The 21,439-nt window shown below is 62.0% G+C and carries 27 protein-coding genes and 1 pseudogene; 14 read left to right on the forward strand and 14 right to left on the reverse strand.

Annotated features, from left to right (window positions below):
- Window positions 1–5 precede the first annotated feature (5 nt).
- From FJ425_RS00575 to FJ425_RS00585, 3 genes are all read left to right on the forward strand, one after another.
- The gene (locus FJ425_RS00575; RefSeq protein ID WP_140721579.1) at window positions 6–710 is read left to right on the forward strand and encodes a DNA alkylation repair protein; all 705 of its coding nucleotides are present in this window, start codon (window positions 6–8) and stop codon (window positions 708–710) included.
- Window positions 670–1,248, forward strand: a complete 579-nt coding sequence (locus tag FJ425_RS00580; protein ID WP_140720964.1) for a GNAT family N-acetyltransferase — start codon at window positions 670–672, stop codon at window positions 1,246–1,248. The genes FJ425_RS00575 and FJ425_RS00580 overlap by 41 nt, the downstream gene beginning before the upstream one ends.
- A 64-nt stretch (window positions 1,249–1,312) precedes the next feature.
- The gene (locus tag FJ425_RS00585; protein WP_140720967.1) at window positions 1,313–1,885 is read left to right on the forward strand and encodes a DUF3299 domain-containing protein; all 573 of its coding nucleotides are present in this window, start codon (window positions 1,313–1,315) and stop codon (window positions 1,883–1,885) included.
- Window positions 1,886–1,908: 23 nt separating this feature from the next.
- On the opposite strand, the gene FJ425_RS00590 is transcribed toward FJ425_RS00585, so the two are convergent.
- The 4 genes from FJ425_RS00590 to FJ425_RS00605 form a co-directional block, all read right to left on the reverse strand.
- Window positions 1,909–2,400: an Lrp/AsnC family transcriptional regulator gene (locus FJ425_RS00590; protein WP_006205209.1), complete on the reverse strand. Its 492-nt coding sequence runs from the start codon at window positions 2,398–2,400 to the stop codon at window positions 1,909–1,911.
- 107 nt (window positions 2,401–2,507) lie between these two features.
- Entirely contained in the window at window positions 2,508–3,125 is a 618-nt protein-coding gene (locus FJ425_RS00595; RefSeq protein WP_140542432.1) for a uracil-DNA glycosylase family protein, read from the reverse strand.
- A 28-nt stretch (window positions 3,126–3,153) separates the two neighbouring features.
- Window positions 3,154–3,765 (reverse strand): glutathione S-transferase, encoded by a 612-nt coding sequence (locus FJ425_RS00600; protein ID WP_140720970.1) that lies wholly within the window; start codon window positions 3,763–3,765, stop codon window positions 3,154–3,156.
- Window positions 3,766–3,812: 47 nt separating this feature from the next.
- Complete coding sequence (locus tag FJ425_RS00605) at window positions 3,813–4,436, reverse strand: thermonuclease family protein (RefSeq protein WP_140720973.1); 624 nt, start codon at window positions 4,434–4,436, stop codon at window positions 3,813–3,815.
- 76 nt (window positions 4,437–4,512) lie between these two features.
- On the opposite strand from FJ425_RS00605, the gene FJ425_RS00610 reads away from it, so the two are divergent.
- Window positions 4,513–6,036, forward strand: coding sequence for a HAMP domain-containing sensor histidine kinase (locus FJ425_RS00610; protein WP_140542429.1), 1,524 nt, complete (start codon window positions 4,513–4,515; stop codon window positions 6,034–6,036).
- An 11-nt stretch (window positions 6,037–6,047) separates the two neighbouring features.
- On the opposite strand, the gene FJ425_RS00615 is transcribed toward FJ425_RS00610, so the two are convergent.
- Window positions 6,048–7,046 (reverse strand): nicotinate-nucleotide--dimethylbenzimidazole phosphoribosyltransferase, encoded by a 999-nt coding sequence (locus FJ425_RS00615; protein ID WP_140721582.1) that lies wholly within the window; start codon window positions 7,044–7,046, stop codon window positions 6,048–6,050.
- A gap of 161 nt (window positions 7,047–7,207) precedes the next feature.
- On the opposite strand from FJ425_RS00615, the gene FJ425_RS00620 reads away from it, so the two are divergent.
- Window positions 7,208–7,438: a DUF1289 domain-containing protein gene (locus FJ425_RS00620; protein WP_140542428.1), complete on the forward strand. Its 231-nt coding sequence runs from the start codon at window positions 7,208–7,210 to the stop codon at window positions 7,436–7,438.
- 10 nt (window positions 7,439–7,448) lie between these two features.
- Window positions 7,449–8,153 (forward strand): TIGR02281 family clan AA aspartic protease, encoded by a 705-nt coding sequence (locus FJ425_RS00625; RefSeq protein WP_140720976.1) that lies wholly within the window; start codon window positions 7,449–7,451, stop codon window positions 8,151–8,153.
- A gap of 49 nt (window positions 8,154–8,202) precedes the next feature.
- Here the strand turns inward: FJ425_RS00625 and dusA are convergent, their stop codons facing one another.
- Window positions 8,203–9,201, reverse strand: coding sequence for a tRNA dihydrouridine(20/20a) synthase DusA (gene dusA, locus FJ425_RS00630; protein ID WP_140720979.1), 999 nt, complete (start codon window positions 9,199–9,201; stop codon window positions 8,203–8,205).
- 115 nt (window positions 9,202–9,316) lie between these two features.
- On the opposite strand from dusA, the gene FJ425_RS00635 reads away from it, so the two are divergent.
- The 3 genes and pseudogenes from FJ425_RS00635 to FJ425_RS00645 all read left to right on the forward strand — a co-directional run bounded on the left by FJ425_RS00635 (window position 9,317) and on the right by FJ425_RS00645 (window position 11,817).
- The gene (locus FJ425_RS00635) at window positions 9,317–10,378 is read left to right on the forward strand and encodes a site-specific integrase (RefSeq protein ID WP_140542425.1); all 1,062 of its coding nucleotides are present in this window, start codon (window positions 9,317–9,319) and stop codon (window positions 10,376–10,378) included.
- Window positions 10,379–10,485: 107 nt separating this feature from the next.
- A pseudogene (locus FJ425_RS00640) lies at window positions 10,486–10,777 on the forward strand (hypothetical protein); the annotation flags it as partial.
- A 758-nt stretch (window positions 10,778–11,535) separates the two neighbouring features.
- A complete protein-coding gene (locus FJ425_RS00645) occupies window positions 11,536–11,817 on the forward strand; it encodes a hypothetical protein (RefSeq protein WP_140542424.1) in 282 nt (93 codons plus the stop codon).
- A gap of 174 nt (window positions 11,818–11,991) precedes the next feature.
- Here FJ425_RS00645 and FJ425_RS00650 read toward each other — a convergent pair whose 3' ends face one another.
- From FJ425_RS00650 to FJ425_RS00660, 3 genes are all read right to left on the reverse strand, one after another.
- The gene (locus FJ425_RS00650; RefSeq protein WP_246676358.1) at window positions 11,992–12,780 is read right to left on the reverse strand and encodes an alpha/beta hydrolase; all 789 of its coding nucleotides are present in this window, start codon (window positions 12,778–12,780) and stop codon (window positions 11,992–11,994) included.
- Between the two features lie 212 nt (window positions 12,781–12,992).
- On the reverse strand, window positions 12,993–13,238 hold the full coding sequence (locus FJ425_RS00655) for a hypothetical protein (RefSeq protein WP_140542422.1): 246 nt from the start codon (window positions 13,236–13,238) through the stop codon (window positions 12,993–12,995).
- Window positions 13,239–13,609: 371 nt separating this feature from the next.
- The gene (locus FJ425_RS00660) at window positions 13,610–13,939 is read right to left on the reverse strand and encodes a DUF768 domain-containing protein (RefSeq protein ID WP_140542421.1); all 330 of its coding nucleotides are present in this window, start codon (window positions 13,937–13,939) and stop codon (window positions 13,610–13,612) included.
- Between the two features lie 194 nt (window positions 13,940–14,133).
- On the opposite strand from FJ425_RS00660, the gene FJ425_RS00665 reads away from it, so the two are divergent.
- Window positions 14,134–14,667 (forward strand): DUF4142 domain-containing protein, encoded by a 534-nt coding sequence (locus tag FJ425_RS00665; protein WP_140542420.1) that lies wholly within the window; start codon window positions 14,134–14,136, stop codon window positions 14,665–14,667.
- 220 nt (window positions 14,668–14,887) lie between these two features.
- Here the strand turns inward: FJ425_RS00665 and FJ425_RS32440 are convergent, their stop codons facing one another.
- Window positions 14,888–15,061, reverse strand: a complete 174-nt coding sequence (locus tag FJ425_RS32440) for a hypothetical protein (protein ID WP_348640650.1) — start codon at window positions 15,059–15,061, stop codon at window positions 14,888–14,890.
- Window positions 15,062–15,302: 241 nt separating this feature from the next.
- Here FJ425_RS32440 and FJ425_RS00675 point away from each other — a divergent pair, with 241 nt between their 5' ends.
- The gene (locus FJ425_RS00675; RefSeq protein WP_140542419.1) at window positions 15,303–16,475 is read left to right on the forward strand and encodes an acyltransferase; all 1,173 of its coding nucleotides are present in this window, start codon (window positions 15,303–15,305) and stop codon (window positions 16,473–16,475) included.
- A 64-nt stretch (window positions 16,476–16,539) separates the two neighbouring features.
- Here the strand turns inward: FJ425_RS00675 and FJ425_RS00680 are convergent, their stop codons facing one another.
- Both FJ425_RS00680 and FJ425_RS00685 read right to left on the reverse strand, forming a co-directional pair.
- Window positions 16,540–16,857 carry a YMGG-like glycine zipper-containing protein gene (locus FJ425_RS00680; protein ID WP_127234358.1) on the reverse strand — a complete coding sequence of 106 codons (318 nt, stop codon included), beginning with the start codon at window positions 16,855–16,857 and terminating at the stop codon, window positions 16,540–16,542.
- A 155-nt stretch (window positions 16,858–17,012) separates the two neighbouring features.
- Window positions 17,013–17,273 (reverse strand): type II toxin-antitoxin system HicB family antitoxin, encoded by a 261-nt coding sequence (locus tag FJ425_RS00685; RefSeq protein ID WP_140542418.1) that lies wholly within the window; start codon window positions 17,271–17,273, stop codon window positions 17,013–17,015.
- Window positions 17,274–17,338: 65 nt separating this feature from the next.
- On the opposite strand from FJ425_RS00685, the gene FJ425_RS00690 reads away from it, so the two are divergent.
- Window positions 17,339–18,913, forward strand: coding sequence for a recombinase family protein (locus tag FJ425_RS00690; protein WP_140720982.1), 1,575 nt, complete (start codon window positions 17,339–17,341; stop codon window positions 18,911–18,913).
- Window positions 18,901–19,743: a plasmid partitioning protein RepB C-terminal domain-containing protein gene (locus FJ425_RS00695; RefSeq protein WP_140720985.1), complete on the forward strand. Its 843-nt coding sequence runs from the start codon at window positions 18,901–18,903 to the stop codon at window positions 19,741–19,743. The genes FJ425_RS00690 and FJ425_RS00695 overlap by 13 nt, the downstream gene beginning before the upstream one ends.
- Window positions 19,744–19,752: 9 nt before the next feature.
- Here the strand turns inward: FJ425_RS00695 and FJ425_RS00700 are convergent, their stop codons facing one another.
- Window positions 19,753–20,022 (reverse strand): hypothetical protein, encoded by a 270-nt coding sequence (locus FJ425_RS00700; protein ID WP_140542415.1) that lies wholly within the window; start codon window positions 20,020–20,022, stop codon window positions 19,753–19,755.
- 141 nt (window positions 20,023–20,163) lie between these two features.
- Between FJ425_RS00700 and FJ425_RS00705 the strand changes: the two genes are divergently transcribed.
- Window positions 20,164–20,451, forward strand: a complete 288-nt coding sequence (locus FJ425_RS00705; RefSeq protein WP_140542414.1) for a hypothetical protein — start codon at window positions 20,164–20,166, stop codon at window positions 20,449–20,451.
- 382 nt (window positions 20,452–20,833) lie between these two features.
- Here the strand turns inward: FJ425_RS00705 and FJ425_RS00710 are convergent, their stop codons facing one another.
- Window positions 20,834–21,427, reverse strand: a complete 594-nt coding sequence (locus FJ425_RS00710) for an SOS response-associated peptidase (RefSeq protein WP_140720988.1) — start codon at window positions 21,425–21,427, stop codon at window positions 20,834–20,836.
- Window positions 21,428–21,439 lie beyond the last annotated feature (12 nt).

The raw sequence follows: 21,439 nt of genomic DNA on the forward strand, positions 1-21,439 counted from the left end.
TGACGATGCCACTGCCCGATCCGAGCTGGAGCGCCGACGACATCGTCGCTCATTTGCGTTCGGTCGGCACCGAGGACAACCGGGCGGGCATGGCGCGCTTCGGCATCAACACCGCCAGCGCGCTCGGCGTCGGCAATTCACAATTGCGGCCGCTGGCGCGCAAGCTGAAGAAGAACCACGAGCGGTCGCTGCAGCTCTGGAACAGCGGCATCCGCGAAGCGCGGCTGATGGCCGCCTTCACCGGCGAGCCGAAGAAGGTCGATATCGATCAATGCCGGCGCTGGGCCGCGGATTTCGACAGCTGGGAGATCGTCGACACCGTTGCCGACTTGTTCGCCGAATCACCATTCTGGCGTGAATTGATCGACGAGTTTGCCGAAGACGAACGCGAATTCGTTCGCCGCACCGCCTTTGCCATGTTGGCCTGGAGCGCGGTGCATCTCAAGAAAGAGCCGGACGCGACCTTCCTCGCCTATCTGCCGCTGATCGAGAAGCATGCCGGCGATCCGCGCAATTTCGTCCGCAAGGCGGTCAATTGGGCGCTGCGGCAGATCGGCAAGCGCTCAATGAGCCTGCACGCCCCTGCCCTTGCGCTGGCGGAAAGATTGGCGGCATCGTCCGACAAGACGGCGCGCTGGATCGGCAAGGATGCGGTGAAGGAACTGACGGATGCCAGACAGCTCGAAAGGCTCGCAGTCGCAAAAGCCTGACCTTGCCGGGATTCGGTTCGTCGGGGTGACGCCAGAGACACGCGCCGACTTCGAAAACCTGTTCGAGCAGCCCGGCGCACCGAAATATTGCTGGTGCATGGCCTGGCGCCATTCCACCCGCGAACACATTCAGAACGACGAGAGGAAGCGCATGATGATGGCGCTCATCGACAAAGGCACCCCGGTCGGCATCATCGCGGAGATGGACGGCAGGCCGGTCGGCTGGTGCTCGGTGGCGCCGCGCGAGACCTACCGGAAACTTTCAAAGCAGCAGGACGACAGCGAGACCGGCATCTGGTCGATCGTCTGCTTCTATGTGCCGAGGGCATTGCGCGGCGGCGGACTGGCCTCCGCTTTGCTTGACGCGGCGATCGACCATGCCTTCAGCAAAGGCGCGCGTGTCATTGAAGCCTATCCCGTCGATGAGGCAGCACCCAGCTACCGCTTCATGGGTTTTCGCGACATGTTTACTACGAGGGGCTTCCATGAGACCGGTACCGCCGGCACGCGCCGGCATGTATTGCGGCTGAACCGTTGAGCATGGATCGGTCACGACGCTTTTACTCGATTCAGCAAATGGACTGGCGGAAGATGGAGCGACCATGAGCAAGCGTTTCAAGTCATGCGCGGCGCTGGCGGCTGCGCTCCTCCTCGCAGCCACGGGAGCCGATGCCTCGGCGGAACCCGCGCATATCCTCTGGAAGGATCTGCGCCCCGCGACGCAGGCGACCGCCGAGGACGCGAACCTGCCGATGATCGCGGCAAAGCTGCCCGACCATGGCGAGACCTTGTCGCTCAACTTGCAGGACAAGACGATACAATTAGCCGGCTATGCATTGCCGGTCGATCGTGACGGCGATCTTATCTACCAGTTCCTGCTGGTGCCGTGGACGGGCGCCTGCAGCCACATGCCGACGCCGCCACCCAACCAGATCGTGCTGGTGAGCCCGGCGCATCCCTACAGGATGAAAGAGGCTTACGAACCGGTCGCCGTCACCGGCGTGCTGAAGCCCGGCATGGAGAAAAGCCAGCTTTTCATCCTCGATGGCGTCTCGATCGTCCAGTCCGGCTACACCATGCGCAAGGCCGAGGTGGCGGGCGTCGACAGCGTGCCGGACACGGTTACGCTCCCGGTCAACTCGCCGTGGAATTTCCTCAACAAGAAGAAGAACTAAGGCCTGCCGGCCCGGCCTGGCGTCTACGCCGCGTTCGCGCCCGATTCCTTGTCCAGCACCATATAGTCGAGCGGAATTTCGGTCGTGTACTTGATCTGCTCCATGGCGAAGGACGACGAGACGTCGCGTATCTCGATCTTGGCGATCAGCCGCTTGTAGAAAGCGTCGTAGGCGGCGATGTCTGGAACCACGACGCGTAAGAGGTAATCGACGTCGCCGCTCATGCGGTAGAACTCGACCACTTCCGGGAATTCCTGGATGACCTCGGAGAAGCGCCGCAGCCATTCATGGCTGTGCGAATTGGTGCGGATCGACACGAAGACGGTGACGCGCACATTGACCTTCTCATGATCGAGGATGGCGACGCGCCGCTTGATGACGCCTTCTTCCTCGAGTTTCTGGATGCGCCGCCAGCATGGCGTCGTCGACAAGCCGACTTTCTTGGCGACATCGGCGACCGCGAGCGTCGCGTCCTCCTGCAAAAGGCGGAGAATTTTTCTATCGAGGCGATCCATGGGAGGCTCCAGGGGAATAGTTTGGCTATAATCCCTTTTATCAGAGCCTTTCACAAGAAAGAAATTCTGCCGATGGCGGTAAATGCGAGTGATTTCTTGCAGAATGCCTAATCGATGCGATAGCGGATTTCTGCCCTCAGGAAGGGCAGCAAATCCATTTCAAACCAGGGATTCTTCTTCAGCCAGCCGGTGTTTCGCCACGATGGATGCGGCAGCGGCAGCACTTTCGGCAGGGACGGTCGATCCCATATGGCGCGCCAGTTCCTGACCGTCTCGGTCAGTGACGGCAGGCGTGTCGTGCCCATATGCCATGCCTGCGCATAACCGCCGATGGTCAGCACCAGGTCGATCTGCGGCATCAGCGCCATTAGGTCCGGGCGCCAGGCCGGAGCGCATTCGCGACGCGGCGGCAGGTCGCCGCCCTTGGCATCCTGTCCGGGAAAGCAAAAGCCCATCGGCACGATGGCGAATTTTTCGGCGTCGTAGAACTCCTTGCTGCTGACACCGAGCCAATCTCTCAGCCGGTCTCCCGAAGCGTCGGTGAACGGCATGCCCGACACATGCACCTTGGTGCCCGGCGCCTGGCCGGCAAGCAGGATGCGCGCCGTGGAGGACGGCTGCAGCACCGGCCGCGGCTCATGCGGCAAAGGCCGGCCAAGCGGCTGGTTGACACAGATGCGGCAGGCCCGCACCCTTTCGACGAGGCGCGGCAGCGGTTCGATCATGTCCGGCGGATTATCCAATTGCTGTCACTCAGGCCATCGCGCTTGGCCGGCTTGTAAGCGCCGCATACCAGCGCAGCACGTTCGTGCATTCCTCCGGCACCTTGATACGCGCTGGTTTCATGAAGTCGATGGCGATCATGCCGGTGATGTCGGCGACCGAATAGGCATCGCCGGCGGCGAATTCGCGCTCCGCCAGTTCGTCGTCGAGCAGGTGCAGGAATTCGATCGCCTTCGGTTTGTTGGCCTCGCCCCATTCCGGAATTTGCGGCACTTCCCATTCCTTCATCGCCGGATGGATGTGCCGGAAAGCGGCGGCGACGCTGCTCATCAGGTTCAATTCCAAGCGTCTTTGCCACATCTCGACTTTTGCCTTGCCGAGCGCGCCCGTGCCGAACAAAGCGGGCTCGGGATGCAATTCCTCGAAATAGCGGCAAATGGCGATCGATTCGGTGATGATGGTGCCGTCGTCGAGCTCGAGCACCGGCAGGCGCCGCAGCGGATTGCGCTCAGCCACCTGCTCGCCGCGATGCTCCAGCGCGCCCATGTCGACAGGCACCAGCGGCACCATCAGCCCCTTCTCGGCGAGGAAGACGCGCACGCGCCGGGGATTGGGGGCGCGACCGCCATCGAACAGCTTCATTCCATCCTCCAGCTTATCCACCGGATCATAAGGCGCTGGTCAGCCCATCACCAGAAGCGAACAAATTCGCGCACTGCATCGCCGAACGAGGCCAGCGTGCCATGCTTTCGTTCGACCGGCGCGCCGTGATGGCTGTCGCGCCAGTCCTGCGGCTCCGCGAAGGTGCCTGCCCAGATGCCGGCCTTGGCCGCTCTCGCCGCTGCTTCCTCGGTCTCGAAATCGCCGAAGGCAACCGCCCACCCGGCCTGCACCTGGGCCTGGTTTAGGTCGGTGTCGCCTGCCTTGCAATCGCCGAGCAGGCGGCCGTAGCGGTCGCGCTCCCAGCCGCTGCAGGCAACAGGCCTGCCGGCGATCAGGCGCACCAGCGACTGCCGCGCCAGCTTGCCGCAGGGATAGTCGGCGCCGGCCTTTTGGCAGGTCTGCTGATACTCCGGAGCGTCAATGCCGCGCATGCGGATGCGCTCGGCCCCGAGCGTGATCGAATCGCCGTCATTGACGATCGCCGTGCCTTGCTCCTGGCGCCTCTCGAAGCGGTCGAGGCGTGCCGCCACCAGGATGAGCAAACCAAGCAGAAGGATGGCAAGTCCGTAGTCCAGCAGCTTGCGCCAGTAGCTTCGCGGCCGGCTTGCCGCGTAGTGTCGGCGCGGTCCTCGCGGCCCGAAACGGCTCATATGGCAAACAGTCTCTTAATCATTCGAACGTAGCTTAACGAACCGGAAGTCGCTGCGCGCAGAAATTGAAGTCTGTATGCCTTTGCAACGCTCGAACACAGCGGATAAATTTATTGTGGACCGCCGTAAACCGCACCGCAACAGCGATGTGGCGCGCGCGGTGCGCAAGACGCGCGACCGCCTTTCGCAGCAGGCGGGCAGCCTCGATTTCGACCGTGAACTGCTGAAGCTGCATGCGCGCGCCATGTCGGTCAGCGCGCTTGCGATCCCCTTGCTCGTGCTTGCCGTGGCGGCCATCGGCCGGCTGGCGGGTCTGGACAGCCAGATCACAATCTGGGCCCTGTCGACGCTGCTTTGCTACACGATCGTCGCGTTCATGGCGCGTCGTGTGGAGCGGACCGAGGCGGCCGAACTCGACCCGGCGCAGACGCGTCGCGACTTCCTGATCGGCCATTTCCTCTGCGGCCTCGGCTGGGCGTGGTTCGCCTGGGTCGGCTGCGCCACATGCCAGATCGACCAGTTCCATGTTGCCAAGGCCATGGTGCTGCTGATCGCCATGGCGACGACGGCCGTGATGGCCTCCTCGCTTGGCGGCGCGCTGTTCGCGACCTTTGCCATTCCCGTTGCCGTTTATGTCTACACCGTCATGCGCCTGTGGACGCCGATCGAGGCCACGATGGCGGCCTTGCTCATCGCGGCGCTTCCCTTCTTCGGTTACGTAGCGCGCCATCTCAATCAGGCTTCGCTGATGCTGCTCTCCTTCCGCTCGGAGAAGGACGCGCTGATCGCCGAGCTGGAGACCGCGAAATCGATGTCGGATGAAGCAAGGCGGCGCGCCGAGGACGCCAATCTGGCGAAATCGCGTTTTCTCGCCTCGATGAGCCACGAGCTCCGGACGCCGCTCAACGCCATCCTTGGCTTCTCCGAAGTGATGGCCAATGAAGTGCTGGGGCCGATGAGCAATCCGACCTACCGCGATTATGCCCATGACGTGCATGAGTCCGGACAGCACCTGCTCGACCTGATCAATGAGATCCTCGACCTGTCGCGCATCGAGGCCGGCCGCTACCAGCTCAACGAGGAGCCGGTCGTGCTGGTGACCATCGTCGAGGACTGCTGCCACATGATGGAGCTGCGCGCCCGCAACAAGGACATCCGTATCATCCAGGAGTTCGAGGAGACCCTGCCGCGCCTCTTCGCCGACGAGCGTGCCGTCAGGCAGATCACGCTCAACCTCCTGTCCAATTCGATCAAGTTCACCCCTTCAGGGGGCGAAGTGCGCGTGCGTGTCGGCTGGACCGCCGGCGGCGGCCAGTACATTTCGGTCAAGGACAACGGCCCGGGCATACCGGAAGAGGAAATCCCGGTGGTGCTTTCCGCCTTCGGCCAGGGCTCGATCGCCATCAAGAGCGCCGAACAGGGAACCGGCCTCGGCCTGCCGATCGTGCAGGGCCTGCTCGCCATGCATGGCGGCGAGTTCGAGCTTCATTCCAAGCTGCGCGAAGGCACCGAGGCGATCGCCATCTTCCCGTTGAGCCGGGTGATGGAGGAATTGCCGGCCCTGCCGACCAAGACGGTCGCCGCGCGCGGACGCCGCTGAGTCGCCGGGCGCTAAAGCCGCACAGCCAGCGCCATGCCCGAGCTGGTCAACGCCGCGGCCTTGACGATACCGGCAGCGAGAGCAGCCCCTACCCCTTCGCCATGGCTGATCCCGAAATCGAACAGCGGCCGCAATCCGAGCCTTTCGGCCGCCTTGGCGTGGCCGGGTTCCGGCGACAGGCCGGCAAGCAGGCAATGATCGAGCGCGCCGGGATTGGCCGCATAAAGGACGGCGGCCGCCGCTGTCGCCGCGAACCCGTCGAGCAGGACAGGAATCTTCTCCATGCGCGCCGCGAGAATGGCGCCGCAGATCGCCGCGAATTCGCGCCCGCCGACCCTGCGCAAAACCTCGAGCGGGTCTCCCAGACCCGGGCCATGGAATGCCAGCGCCCGATCCACGACCTCGGCTTTGCGCGCCATCATCGTCGCATCGGCACCCGACCCCGGCCCGACCCAATCGGTCCCGTCGCCTCCGAACAGCGCGGCGCAAAGGGCGGCGGCGATCGTCGAATTGCCGACCCCGAGATCGCCCAGGCAAAGGAGGTCGGCGCCACCGGCGACCGCTTCCATGCCGAAGGCCATGGTCGCGGCGCAGCCGCGTTCATCGAGCGCGGCCTCCTCGGTGATGTCGCCCGTGGAGATATCCAAGGCGAGGTCGAAGACTTTCAGGCCGAGATCGTTGGCGATGCAGACCTGGTTGATCGCGGCGCCGCCGGCGGCGCAGAGTTCGACTTCATTTGCGGTCGCCGCCACCGGCCGCGGCGAGATGCCGTGCCTGACGGCGCCGTGATTGCCGGCGAAGATCGCCACCAGAGGCCGATTGATCGCCGGCGGCGCGCGCCCGCTCCAGGCACCAATCCAGGCCGCGACGTCCTCGACGCGGCCGAGCGATTCCTTCGGCTTTGCCGCTTTGGCGAAAAGCGCCCGGACACGGGCGCTCGCCGCATCGTCGGCCGGCGGCAATGCCGCCAGAAGGCTTCGGAAATCGTCGAAAGGCTTAGCAGGCATTATGTCGGTCGCGGTTGGTTGCGGAAGTCGCAAGCGGCATAGCCGCCTTCTCCAGCCGGCACAACCGCCTGACGATGCCGCGAACGCGTCGCCTTGCGGCGCAATGCGGAGGGCTTGCATTGCTCCGGCGGTTGCACCATGTGGAATAAAGGCAAGAGAACAGCATGACCGCCATCGAATCTCCCTGCATCCTGGTCTGTTCGATCGATATGAAAACCGGCTTCTGCTTTGGTTGCGGCCGTACGCGCGACGAGATTTCCGCCTGGCTCGCAATGACCCCCGAAACGCGCCGATCAGTGATGGCCGAACTGCCGGCGCGACTTGAAACGGTCGAGCGGCGGCCGCGCCGCGAAACCCGGCGTACCCGCATGGCGCGCGAGCGCGGCGTTCTGTGAGAAGAAACCGATGAACCGGTTGTTCTGGATCGTCATGGCGGTGATCGGCGTCGGGGTCGTGCTGCTCATGCTCAACAATTCGGCCGGCCGCACTTTCGGCATGAACAACAATGATTTCGGCCGGCTGATCTGGGTCGGCGTGCTGGTCATGGTGATCGGTGCGAGCCTGCTCCGCTCCGGCCGGCCGCTGGGCGACATGGCACGCAATATCGGTGTCTGGGCCGCACTGATCCTCGTTCTGATCGCCGGCTATCAGTATCGCTACGAGTTGCAGGATGTGGCGAGCCGCGTCACCGCCGGCTTTGTCCCGGGCAGCCCGCTGGCGCTCGGCGTGGAGAATGGCCGCCCGACCGTCACGCTCGACAAAGCCGACAACGGCCATTTCGAAGCCCGGATCCTGGTCAACGGCACGCCGGTGCGGGCGGTGGTGGACACCGGCGCGACCAGCACGGTGCTGACGTCCGAAGATGCTCAAGCCGCGGGGTTCAACCCGGCGGCGCTAAGCTACAGCGTGGATGTCGCCACGGCCAACGGCATGGCGCGCGCTGCGACGGTCAGAACCGACGAAGTGGCGATCGGCGGCATCGTGCGCAAGGACATGTCGGTGATGGTCGCCGCGCCCGGCATGCTGGACCAAAGCCTGCTCGGCATGAACTTCATCGGCTCATTGTCGGGCTTCGACGTACGCGGCGACCGCATGATCCTGCGGGACTGATGCGTGTCGCGCAGCAGTAGTATGCGGCGCGACACGCTTTAACCGACAGTCAGGCCGCCTCGGCTTCCGCCGCCGTGAAATCGATTGCCAAAAACGCGGTCTTCAGCACCTCCGGCCCGGCGCCGGGTTTGTTCGCGTCGGTGGAGAGGATCTGCCGGAAGCGGCGCGCGCCGGGCAAGCTGTGGAACAGTCCGACCATATGGCGGGTAATGTGACCGAGCCGCCCGCCCCGCTCGATATGGCGCGCGGCATAGCCGGCCATGGCATCGATCAGCGCCGAATAATCGAAGGCGGCAGGCGCCTCGCCATAGAAGGCGGCATCGATGCCGGTCAGGATCCCCGGCGTATGATAGGCCGCGCGGCCGAGCATCACGCCGTCGACATGGGAAAGATGCGCCGACGCCTCGGCGAGCGACTGGATGCCGCCGTTGATGCCGATGAATTCGTCCGGCTTTCTGGCCTTCAGCCGGTAGACGCGCGAATAGTCGAGCGGCGGGATCTCGCGGTTTTCCTTGGGGCTCAGCCCTTCCAGCCAAGCCTTGCGGGCGTGCACCCAGAGCGCGTCGGCGCCGGCGGCGAGCACGCCGTCGGCGAGCGTGTCGAGCGCGGGCCCCGGGTCTTGATCGTCGACGCCGATACGGCATTTGACCGTGACGGGGATTTTCACCGCGGCCTTCATCGCCGCGACGCACTCGGCGACCAGAACCGGCGTCTTCATCAGGCAGGCGCCGAACGTCCCCGACTGGACGCGGTCGGATGGGCAGCCGACATTGAGATTGATCTCGTCATAGCCGAAGGCTTCGCCGATCCGCGCTGCCTCGGCGAGCTTTGCGGTATCCGATCCGCCAAGTTGTAGCGCAACCGGGTGCTCGACGTTGTCGAAACCGAGCAGTCTTTCGCGCGCGCCATGGATGACCGCATCCGCCACCACCATCTCGGTGTAAAGCAGCGCGCGGCGCGTCAGCTGACGATGGAAGAACCGGCAATGCCGATCCGTCCAATCCATCATCGGGGCCACGGCCACTGTATGCCCTTGATTTATAAGCATTTTTTATTTAGCATCAAATTCTTAGCTCCTAACGGGCCAAACCGAATTTACGCCAGAATACGACCTTTTTCGCCACGTTTCGATCTCTCAGTGCACACGGAGCGCACACGAAAATATGGCCACCTACACAAAGCTCTCGTCCGGTTCCTGGCGCGTGCAAGTCCGTCGCAAAGGTCGCTACGTCAGCGAGACCTTCCTGCGCCGCGACGACGCACGCCGCTGGGCGACCGAAACCGAACGCCAAATCGATCGTGGAGAGACGCCGACCAAGTCCCGCATTGCGCGTCTTAAGACCTTCGGCGAACTCATCGACCTCCATATCGACGACATGCGCGATGTAGGCAAGTCCCCTCGCCGCTCCAAGGCCGCGGCCCTCGATATGATCCGAAGACATCTTGGCAAGAGCAGCATCGCAGCTCTCGATCGCGAACGGCTCATTCAGTTCGGCCGCGAGCGCGCCGCCCAGGGTGCCGGCCCGATGACGCTCGGTATCGATATCGGCTTCGTAAAGCTTGTCCTGTCCCATGCTGCGGCCGTCCACGGTCTCCCGACTAAGGTGGAATCCGTCGATCTCGCCCGTATCGCGCTTAAGCGCCTCGGCCTGGTCGGCAAGGGATGTGAGCGCGACAGGCGGCCGACCCAGGACGAGCTCGACAGACTAGTCGCTCACTTCGATTTAAACCCACTTCAGATAGCGCCGGTTGGCCGCATTATACGTTTTGCCGTCGCAACCGCGATGCGTCAGGAGGAAATCTGCAAGGCACGTTGGTCCGATCTGGATTCTCGCACGCGAATGCTTCTGATCCGCGACCGCAAAGACCCACGCAACAAGAAGGGGAACAATCAGCGCATACCGCTGTTCGCCGCAACCGGGTACGACGCGTGGGCCATTGTCGAGGAGCAGCGCGCAAGGCGCAGCAATGACGATGATCGAATTTTCCCGTTCAATCATCGGTCAGTCGGCACCGCCTTTCGCCGAGGATGCGCTGACCTTGGCATCCAGGACCTTCATTTTCACGACTTGCGGCACGAAGGCACGAGCCGCCTATTCGAAGCCGGGTTCACTATCGAACAGGTGGCGCTGGTTACGGGACACAAGGATTGGAAGATGCTGCGACGCTACACGCATCTAAAGCCCGAGATGCTTCATACTATCCACGCTGCGAAGGCTGCATAGTTGAGGTGCGAAGCCGCAGCATTAATCGGGCCGCCCTAAGCGCTGATCGCGCAACCTATGGCAGGATTTCAACGGAGCAGCGGTTTTGGAGACCGAGTGGCCTTCTTACCCGCGGGTTGATTAAGCTTGTCGACGATGTGAACGACGGCCGTTTGTTCGGCCCATATCCTCGCGCCGGAAGGTGCCGACAGCATCCAAACCGCGACGCTGGCGATCCGGCAGGGGCTCACCATTGACGAACTTGCGGACACGATCTTTCCGTATCTCACCACAGTCGAGGGCCTAACGCTGGCTGCGGTGGGCGTCGAAAAGGACGTCACCAAGCTCTCGTGCTGTGCCGGGCGAGACTCGACGATTTGTTGCGTCACTGGACAAGAGGGCTTCGACCTCCGCTCATAGGAGGGTTATCGCCCTCTAAATGACGCCTGAAAAACGATGGGAAACCCACTGAGGTTCTGCCGCAAACGCGGAAGATGCCCCGCCTTCGCTTCAACGTGCGACGGGAAGTCGGCTTTGCCACCGAGCGACTGTTGGGACTGAAGGTGCGCGGCCACCAGCGCCGCCTATGGCGAGAAGAACCCTTTGCAGCTCGTGCAGCGCAGTGGCTACCGCGACCGGGATTGGGAGACGGATCCAGCATGGTCGAGTCGCGCATTTCGGGCGAAGAGGCCTATTGTCTTGTCTCTTGAGGAAATGACGCGCCGGCCCAAATCCCTGTAAGCGAGCCGGCGGGAGCGACGCGCTCGAACGGATGACGAGGGCACTTGACGCAACTGCAAAACTTCTCGGCGGGCGCGGCCTGCTTCCGACCCGACGGAGTGACGTCATGCAGTGGTCCTATCCGATCCTCCGTGTGGGCGGCACCGAGATCCACATCCACCTGACCTTCCTGCTGCTGCTCGGCTGGATCGGCATCGCCTATTTCCGGGCGGGTGGAACGTCGGCTGCGATCGATGGCGGCCCCACTCGTGCTGGCCACCGGGCAGAGTGTCGCGGCCGCTCCCGCTGTTCATTTACTCATAGCGCCAGATCACTCGCTTCTCCTAACGGATGTGCACCAGGCGACGGAAAGTGAAGGGTGATCTCAGATTCTTTTAGCGACGCGGAACAAATTCCGCGCATTGGAGTTTGCAACTGCTCCTTGGGGGACTCACGCGATGCTCCTTGCCCTGGACGATGCGATCTCGATGGCTGTTTTGGCCGGCAGAGGCACGGATGCGGAAATCTTCGGAGTGATCGACCTCACCAGCAAAATTGAAGTCCCGATCGGCGCCATCAGCTTAGGCCGCGCCATCCAGTTCGTCGCCAATGCCTCGGTGCTTGGATACGACGTTCGCGGTGCAATGGTCTTATATGGGGAACCAAGAACGCCAAGCTTGAGGATATGGGACTGCGAACACCTTTGGGCGCAATATGGTGGCGCACTTCTCCAGCCATAACGCGAGCGGCCTGGGGGACTGGCAATAGCTCTCGCAGGCTGATCTGATGATCAACGGCGACGAGCGCCATGGAGGTCTTTAGAAGCGTTATCTCGACTGTTGCTGGCTGTCCTTTAAGGGCCTGTGCACCCGCTACCGATCGACACCCCACGGTGCGCGTCTGGAGCTGCCGCATCATAGAGGTTCCAAGACCGGGTCGGCAACACTCGCGAGAGCGGCAACCTTGTCGATCATGGCTAGAACCGCCTGCGGCTTGCTTTGATGCACCATATGTCCGGCAGCCAAGACGATATCCAGCAGCGAGTGGTTTATCTCGGCGTGTAGCCGCAGCGCTTCGGCCTTGGCATCGAACAGCTGATCGCCGGCACCGGCAATTATCCCGACAGGGACGGCAATGTCGGCGTATCGACGATTTGGGAACAGTGCCGACGCCAGCATCAGGAAGGATTCAGCAGAGATGGACCGCAGCTGCGAGGGCCGGCTCGCCAATCCCCTTGTCGTTGCCGCGAACGGCGTCGCGATCATTGCCGGGTGGAAAATCTTCTTCATCGCCCAGCGCCAGTTCAGCCTGACCAGCGAAGGCAGTATGGCGTGGCGTAGCACCGTCCCGATCAGGGGGACCGCTGGCAGCGAGGAGATGGCAAGCGCTAGCCTTGGCGGCGGGTAATGATAACCAGCGACAACGATCACACCGGCGACGGATCGGGGATGCCGACGCGCTATCTCGAGCGCCACGGCGGCTCCCCAGGAATGCCCGACAACGATGTAGCGCTCGACATCGAGTTTTTCCGCCGCGGCCTGGATGAGATCGGCCTGAGCGCCGGCGGTCCAAGATCTGCCTATTGGGCGTGGGCTCATGCCGAAGCCGGGCCTGTCGAAGGCAAGCACGCGATATTTGCCAGCGGCTTCGCCGAAGATGCCACTTGTCATGAAGTCCTCCGCCGAAGCGCCGTTGCCGTGCAAGAGCAGCAACGATTGCCCATGGCCCGCCTCCAGGAAATGCAGCTTCGTTCCGCGGACATGGACGAAGCGCCCAAGCGGGCGTCCGGCCAATGTCCGTCTCGCAAGGAGGTTGTTGTAGAGCGCCAACCCAGCCGTTGCCGCCGCAAGCAACAGAAGCAGGTTCCGCCTGGACTTTGCCGTCATGAGGGCAGTCGCGCCGCTGCTCGCCGCGATCAGGCCGACCCTTTCTGAGGCAGCTTTGTCTCTTCCTCGACCTGATCCCGCAGGCCCTGCTCGGGTTCCTCGTTCTCAATCCCGGGCGACTGCTTTTGCCGCGCGAGCTCGCGATCCACAATCTTGCGCGAGCCTTCCGCGGGATCTTCTTGCGGCCGATCCCTGTGCGTCCCTGTGTGCTGGCCGGTCCGGTCGCTGCTTGGTGCCGATCGGGCGGGATCGTCGTTTTGATGGGGCTTCGTCATCGGATACCTCTGCTGACCAAGTGTCTGCGGCTTGCGGGAAGCAGCTCCGAACCTCTGCGGCTCGCCTTTGTTCCGTGAGCGGCTGGGACGCGCGTCACTCAGCCGCTGGCTCAGTAAGCAGGTAGAACCGACAGCTGCTGCTAGGCGCGCTTCCAGGAATGCGGCACGCGCCCGGTCGCCCCTTGCGTCCCCCTCCGATGTAGCAACAATGTCTAGCAATTCCCCTTTCAGCTTTTTTGTAATTCGAAGCGCTCACGCGGGCTGCTTCGAAGCTGTCTAAGGATCATGGCGGTTCAAGGCGTTGCGCGAGGGAGAACCTGCCCAAAGGCTGTTCTGGACGCGGTGGTCGCGAGGCTGGAGAAGGAGAGCCGCTAGCCGGCCGGCTTCGTGCCACCCTCAGCGTCGCCCAAAGCCTCGGGCTCGACGGCTTCCAGGGCATCGACAACCGGCGCCAGTGAATTCTCCTTATCGGGACCGGATTCCACCTCACCGGTTCCCTCGGGGGTCTTATCGAGAGCGCGTTGGATGGCGTCTTCGATGTTCCCGACCTCCTGCTCCCGCACTTCGCGACCGTAGCCGGCGGCATCGGCATCCTGCTCGAACTGCTGCGCCAGCATCGGAACGCTGACCTCGGTATCGGCGGGCAAGTTTCCGACGTTCTCCTCCAGCCAGCTGCGCAGGAATTCCTTCGTCGCATTCATGGAGCACCTCCTCGCAGCGAGATAACCGGACCATGGCACCGAGGTTCCCGCAAAGCCGAAACGCGCCAGGCCACATGATGCACTGACGTGATGAGCGGCGGACCGTCAGGTAGTTGTGCAGCGCGCCGCGCTCATCTCGGGTGGGGAACAAACCGGCTCGTCTTCGGTTGGAAAATCACAACGGAGACAAATCGATGAAAAAGTTCGCTCTGACGGTCGCCGCGCTCGTGCTGGCGTGGCCGGCCTGGGCCCAATCGACCTCGACCACGGAAAAGACCGGCGTGAATTCGGTTCTGGGCGTTGCGCCGTCGACGCAGGACTTCATCACCGAAGCAGCCACCAGCGACATGTTCGAGATCGAATCCAGCAAGCTGGCGCTCGAACGGTCCGACGATGCGACGAAGGCCTTCGCCAAGCAGATGGTCGCCGACCACGAGAAGACGACCGCCGACTTGAAGGGCCTGGTAACTGGCGGAAAGGTGAAAGCCACGCTTCCCACGGCCATGACCGACAAGCAACAGTCAACCCTCAACGATCTGAAGGCGCTGCAGGGCGGTGACTTCACCAAGCAATATCATTCCGATCAGGTCGATGCGCACAAGGATGCGGTCGATCTCTTCAAGCGCTACAGCCAGGGTGGCGACCAGGCCGACCTGAAGGCCTGGGCAGCGGCGACATTGCCGCATCTGCAGCAGCACCTGGACATGGCGAACGGACTTAACAAGTGAACCTGTCTGGACTTGGCGTAGGTGCGCATGGCATCCCGTGCCGCCAAGCCGGCTCGGTGGGAACCTGGATTGCCCTCACCCGTTCGCGGGCATGGCAACCTTGTAGCTTCGAGAAGCGCTGACCAGGGTCGGCAGTTTGACGTCCCGACCGGCAGCCTTTTGATCTTGGGCGGCTACACTGTTTGTTGGTTCGTCTTCGAGCGGGAAACGCGCCTGCTCATCAGACGTGAAGCTCTCTTTCCAAAAGCCCAGACCTCAGCGGATATTCCTCATCGTTGCTGAGGTCTCGCCACAAGCCGTAAGCCCGCACCGGCCCACGGGTATGAGCCTTGGCGCAGGAGTTGTTGCAGCCAAAGGCCTGCACGTCGTTGTCGGCGAAGCCGAATTCGACCATTAGCTGTTTCAGCCCAGCGGGCGTCTAGCGGTTGTAGTCGTGCGGACGCGCATGCACCCGAAACAGGAACGGCGTTGCTAGCATCGCACAGCTGCCAGATCATGCCGCGAATATCGGCGGCAGCTGCTATCGGTCTTGAGCGGTTGCTGTCTGCTTGATGTTTGCCGGAATCGCATCAAGGCTTCTTCTGGTGACATCGCGGGTTGACATTCGTGGCTCGCTCGCCATGCTGCATTGCAGCATGAACAGTAGCCTTACCGAGTCAGCACGCATCGAATGCCTGGACGGCCTTCGCGCCGCCGCAGCGCTGTGGGTGCTGCTAGGTCACTGCTTGCTCCTGACCGGCTGGCATATTCCGGTGCTTGGCGATCCTGCGCTCGGCGTCGATCTCTTCATCATGCTGTCCGGATTTCTGATGGTGTTTCATTATCAGTTGCGCCAGGCCAAGGAGCCTTGGCAACGGCCTGAGACCTGGCTCAAATTCTGGACACGGCGTTATTTCCGCATCGCGCCGCTGTTCTACGTCATGCTGTTCTTCGCACTGGCGCTCGGGCCCTATCTCTATGACTCACGGACGGTCATCGATGCCTTCCTGCAGCGCGCGCCACAGGCGCCCGAGCGCTTTCTCGACGGCAGCCTGAAGAACATCGTCGCCCACCTCACATTCCTGTTCGGCCTTTCTCCGAATCTCGCCTACCGGACGCCGCTGCCGGACTGGAGTCTTGGCCTGGAAATGCAGTTCTACGCAGTCTTCCCGGCGCTCATGCTTTTGGTGCGCCGCTTCGACTGGATCTGGGGCGCCATCATGATTGCGGCGATCGGCATTGGCTGCGTGCTGCTCCTTGGACAACTATCGATCCATTTCCCTATGCCGTCCTTCCTGCCGCTGAAGATCCAGGTGTTCCTTTGCGGCATGCTGCTGGCCGGCATCGTGCATCAAAGCCGGCCGCGGCCGCTCCTGCATCTGGCCCTGGCCATGGGGCTTGCGTCGCTGCCCTTTGGCGACAGCTACGGGCTTTCGAAATTCCTGATACGCGAAGCGCTGGTGCTGGGCTTCTTTGCCCTTGTCCTCTACCGCATGCTGCCCGGCTTGGCGGGCACCGTTTCGAGAAAGATCGCCGTGGCGCTGGGTGGCGGTGTCTTTCATGTTCTGGGCGAGCTGTCCTACAGCATCTATCTCATCCACCTGCTGGTGCTGCAGCCGGTCGCGGCATTCGTCATTGCCCGCTACGGCCAGGAGATGGACGCGCCGCTGCGCTTCGCCATCGTGCTGGCGATCGTGCTGCCGGTGGTCTTGCTTCTGTCGTTCGTCACCTACAGGGTCATCGAAATGCCTGGCCAGCAACTCGGCCGCACGGTCCTGCGCTGGTTCGCCCGGAGGAAGCCGGTGCTGAAGCCGAGCCCCGCTGAATGATCAACGCCGGCATCGGGGTGGACTTCCTCCCGCCGATCGAAGTCAGCGGGAAGAATCCAGATAATCAATAATTGCCGTTGTAGTACCGGTCGTCGCAGGGCGCGGTATAGATGCGGCCGTAGCGGTCCTGATAGCGGCAGAGCTGGTCGCCGCGGCGCTGCGGCGTGGTGGCCGAGCCGACGACGGCGCCGAGCAGCGCGCCGCTCGCCGCGCCAATCACCGTACTCTTGGTGTTGCCGCCGATCGCCTGGCCGACCAGGGCGCCGCCGGCGCCGCCGATCAGCGCGCCGGTGGTGGCCCGCTGCTGGCCTTCGGTCTGCGTCTCGCAGCCGGCAAGTGCCGCGGTCATGAGCACGGCCAGAATGGCCTTCTTGATGATCATCACTAGAACTCCTTTGAAGCCCCAGGGACTGACGACGGGGGCGAACGGAGCTGAACTGCGGTCGCATTGCGGCGGAACGGCGGCGGAGCCCGCTCACGAAGTGAATCACGGTTTCGCGGCGGTTGAACGCCATGGTTTCCAAAGAGGAAAGACGTTCAGCAGGCGTCAAGCGGAACCATGATCGGAGTGAGCACCCGCCGGTCGGCTTCTGCCATGACCTGCGCAAGGGAAGTGGGATCAGGAACCGCCTCGCCGTCCTCGATCAGGCCTTCAGCGTGAAAGGCCAAAGCCTGTTCAGCTAACTCGCGCGCCTCTTCGAGACTTGCTCCAGTCGTGACCACACCGGGAAAGTCAGGAAAGGACACTCCGTAATCGCTGGCGTCCTCTTTGTGGATCAGCCCGACGTACTGGCGCATTCCGTTCCTCTTGCCGCCCGATCATCGACCGCTAGTTTAAAGCGCCAGCACGACGGCGCAAGACGATGGACAAGGCTACATCGAACCGCACCACTCCTGAAGGGAGGCGGAGGGTTCGCGCTGCGCAATATCTGCGCATGTCGAGAGAGCACCAGACCTACTCGATCGACAACCAGAAAGATGCCATCCGCAACTATGCCGACATAATGGGTTACGATATCGTCGCCACATACGAGGACGCGGGTCGCAGTGGCCTTAAGTTAGGCGGACGCCCTGGCCTTCAACGTTTGCTCGCCGATGTGGAGAGCGGCCGCGCCGATTTCGAAACCATCGTTGTCTATGATGTGAGCCGCTGGGGGCGTTTTCAGAACATCGATGAAAGCGCCTCCTATGAATACCGTTGCCATATGGCCGGCGTTCGGATCGAATTCTGCGCCGAGCAATTCTTGAACGACGGCAGTATCGGCTCGGACGTGCTTAAGGCCATCAAACGCAGCATGGCGGCCGAGCACAGCCGCATGCTCTCGCAAAAGACGTTCATAGGGCAGGCGAGGCTGATCCGGTTGGGATTCCGCCAGGGTGGTAAGCCAGGGCTCGGATTAAGACGCCAGATTATAGACCATTCGGGACGTCCAAAACTTATTCTCTCCGAGCACGAGCAAAAGAGCGTCCACACCGACAGAACGATCTTGGTGCCCGGGCCGGCTGAAGAGGTTGCAACGGTTCGGTGGATCTTCCGTCAGTTCGTCAAAACGCACATGACAGAGCTTGAGATGGCAAGGCTTCTAAACAAGCGCGGCGTGCTGACGGACCTTGGGCGACCATGGAAGCGGGAAACTGCGCGCAGCGTCCTAACCAATGAAAAATATGTCGGCACCAATGTCTGGAACCGGCGCTCCCGCAAGCTGAAAGCAAAGGCAGTGAGCAATCCTCCTGAACAGTGGGTGCGCGCGGAAGGCGCATTCGAGCCGATCGTAGATCGCAGGCTGTTCGATCGGGCTCAAGCCATCCACAGAAAGCTCTATTCGCATCTGCGCGTGAGCAATGATGAGGTTCTGGCTGCACTGAAGAAGGTCCTGGCGCGTCACGGCGCCCTATCCAGCTCGATCATCGACGCTGCGCCTGATTGCCCCAAGGCCAGCTTGTATCATCATCGCTTCGGGAGCCTTCTGAAGGCCTACGAATTGATTGGGTATCAGCCGCCCAAGAACTGGCAGTTTATCACATCGCGAGAGCGACTGGCGTCGCTGCGCACACAGGCGATCGGGGACCTACTGGCCGCGATCGGATGCGTTGGCGGAAAGGCGACCTACGACAGAGAGGCCGACCTCTTGCGGGTCAACGACGAGTTCACGGTTGCGGTCGAAATCGCACGCTGCCGCGCTTCCGACCACGGCTACCCTTTCTGGTCCATGGACACCCAAGGCCAGTCGGTGGCCGACATTTTCACCCTGATCAGGATGCGCCCGGGTGACCTGGTCATTCGCGACTACTTCATTGCCCCCGCTTCTGAAATCGTCGGCAAATCGCAATTGGCCGCGAACAATGGAGCGCAGCTGGACTCCTACCTCTTCTCCACGCTCGACCCCCTCGTCAAGCTGTCAGCGCGAGCCAGTGCGGAGATCCTATGGTGCGGTTGAAGCGTCGTTTGACCCGCGAAGCGGCCTACAACGCGTTGCACGGCAGCGCCCAGAGACACGCCCGCGAAATTGCTGCCGATCAACCTGGGTCGAAGGAGAAGCTGTTCGCACCCAAGCTGTTTCCGGCCTACAGGGCGGCGTGCAGCAGCAAGCGCGATTTCATAAGAGAAACCGAGGAAGCGGAACGCTGCCTGGTCCGTCTGGCTGAAGCGCTTCGCGTAATAGTTAATGACAAAGAGTTTCTCTCGTTGCTCATGTACGAGGGGTTTGCCACCATCCCAAACTGCCTGATGCAAAGGTTACACGACGACGCTACGTTAGAGACGGCAACAGCAAAGGATGCCGGCATGTCGCCTGCAGGCAGCAGCGCGGGCCGGCAACCTGTCAGCGGGATTTGCCCGGACGTCCTCGCTTTCCTCCAGGACTGCTTTGTGAAGGTGAAGATCTTCGGATTACTGCGACATGTGCTCCCGGCCAGGCAAATGGAAATTGCCCGACTGATGGTTGCCATGGAGCGGGTCACATTCACATACACAAAGATCCTTGTCGCCTTTACGCCGCGCCCTCTGCTGGCCGAGGGCTTCGATCCAACGACAATAGCCAACGTGTCTGAAGATCAACTCGGCGCGATGACGCCAGAACTTGGCAGGCTAAGCAGTGAGTTTCTGAGGGCCGTAGAACGGCGTGGCTCTGTGAGGCTGGAACTGGTGGCAGCTCGCCGCTATTTTGAGCATCTGATGGATAATTCCAAGGTGGTGCGCTACCTGGCACACAACTTCCCGGACCAATTTGAAGAGTTTCACGGCTTGTCGCCGACCCCAATTAGGTAGGCTCGATGCTCACTCATCCCGCCAGATAACCCGTTTCTCCCAACGGATCTGAACCAGGCGCCTATATCGGATCGTGTGCGCCTGCTGTCCGGTTGGATGGAATAGCTCGGCGTTCATCCACTCGCGGCTGCCGCATTTCTGGCACCTAACCTTTTCCCGAACCTCGTCGATCGTGACGTTTCCAATAACCTCGCGCAGCTCGAGCGGCTTGTAGAAGCGCTTGAGGTTGCACTTGCCACAGCTGATTCCGGCCACCTGCCCGGCCTCATGAGCATGCATCAGCGTCCAAGCATGGCCTCGTGGCCACTTTTCGGGTTGTTCCGGCATCCCCTGAAATGAGGAACATATTCCCATGCGGTCAAGGGGTGTCTTGACTCTTTGTTCTCTTTTCGTTCACTGTTTGCGAAAGGAGACAGAAACATGAAACCGATGCGTGCGACCGAAGCCGAGCAGCCCGAAATCTACGCAATCGACAGGCGCGAAATGCCTGCCATCCGCCGAGCAGCTCAAGAGATGGCAAAGCACCTGCGTGGACTGTCAGATGTCAGCCAGAAGCAGGCGATTACAGAGCTGACTGTCGCTTGGATCATGGCGATCTACCCGGACAGCCTTGACCTTGCGATATCGCTTTCCGATGCGATGCGCGACCAGACCGACATCGATTTGCAGCAAGCCTTTGAAACCAGGCGACGGAAATTGAGCAGTTAATGGCGGCCCGCAGCCGTAGCATTCCGCCGCCAACGATGATCGATCGCGATATGCCGCACCAGGTGGCGCTGCCCGACGACATATGCACCGCACACAACTTCACGCTGATCCGGCGGTTTCTTGAGGAGCAAGGGCTATTTTGCCGGACGCGATCGGTGATCGCGATCTGGGAAGACGGCAAGCAGGAGCAATGGCGACTGCACTGTTTCGCTGATCGCGATGCCGCCGCCGCGTTCCTTGGCCACTTCGGCGGGATCATGTTCGATCCCAAGCGAGACAGAGAGAATGGACGCGCACGTGGCGCCTGGCGTCGCAAGGGCATCTATCGGCGGATTTTCGACATTGGACCGCTCAGTGTGCCGGAGCCTCTCCGCAACGGAACTCAGGCGCGCTCTGGCCGTACCGTTTCAACGGACAACGATCCCGCCGGCCAGGGCCGCAATAACTCGCTCTCCGGTTTCGACAGATCGAGCCAAGCGCTCCAATCCTCAGGCTGAAGAACGACCACCTGGCGATTGTGATATGGCGAGACATCCGGCCCGGGATCGGTCGTCAACATGGTGAAGGTGGGCGGCTTGTTGCCGGCCGCTTCCCGCCAGAGCCCGGCGATAGCCAGAAAAGGAGCGCCGTTCAGAGCGAAGCGGTGTTTCGCCTTCGGGTATTTGGTGCCAGTGAATTCGAAGAACGCCGAGGCCGGGACCAGACAGCGTTTGCTGTCGGCGAAACGACGTCCTTCCGATCGGAAGTTGAACACCGGTCCTCCCTTCGGGCCGGCCGGCGGAAACCCAAACGTCATCGACGCAAGTTCAACTCCGTCTCCGGCAGCGAGCATGATCGGCGCCGGATCATTGATGCGGATATCGTCAGCTTGGGGAAGATCGAGTTCAGTTTGACGAGCCGGGATCTCCAGCGCCAGCGAAGCCATCATCCGGCAATATTCGGCCCAAGCGACATGCTGCTCATAGTCGTTGCACATGCTGTCCCCACA

This window comes from Mesorhizobium sp. B2-7-2 (assembly GCF_006440775.1).
Taxonomy (GTDB): domain Bacteria; phylum Pseudomonadota; class Alphaproteobacteria; order Rhizobiales; family Rhizobiaceae; genus Mesorhizobium.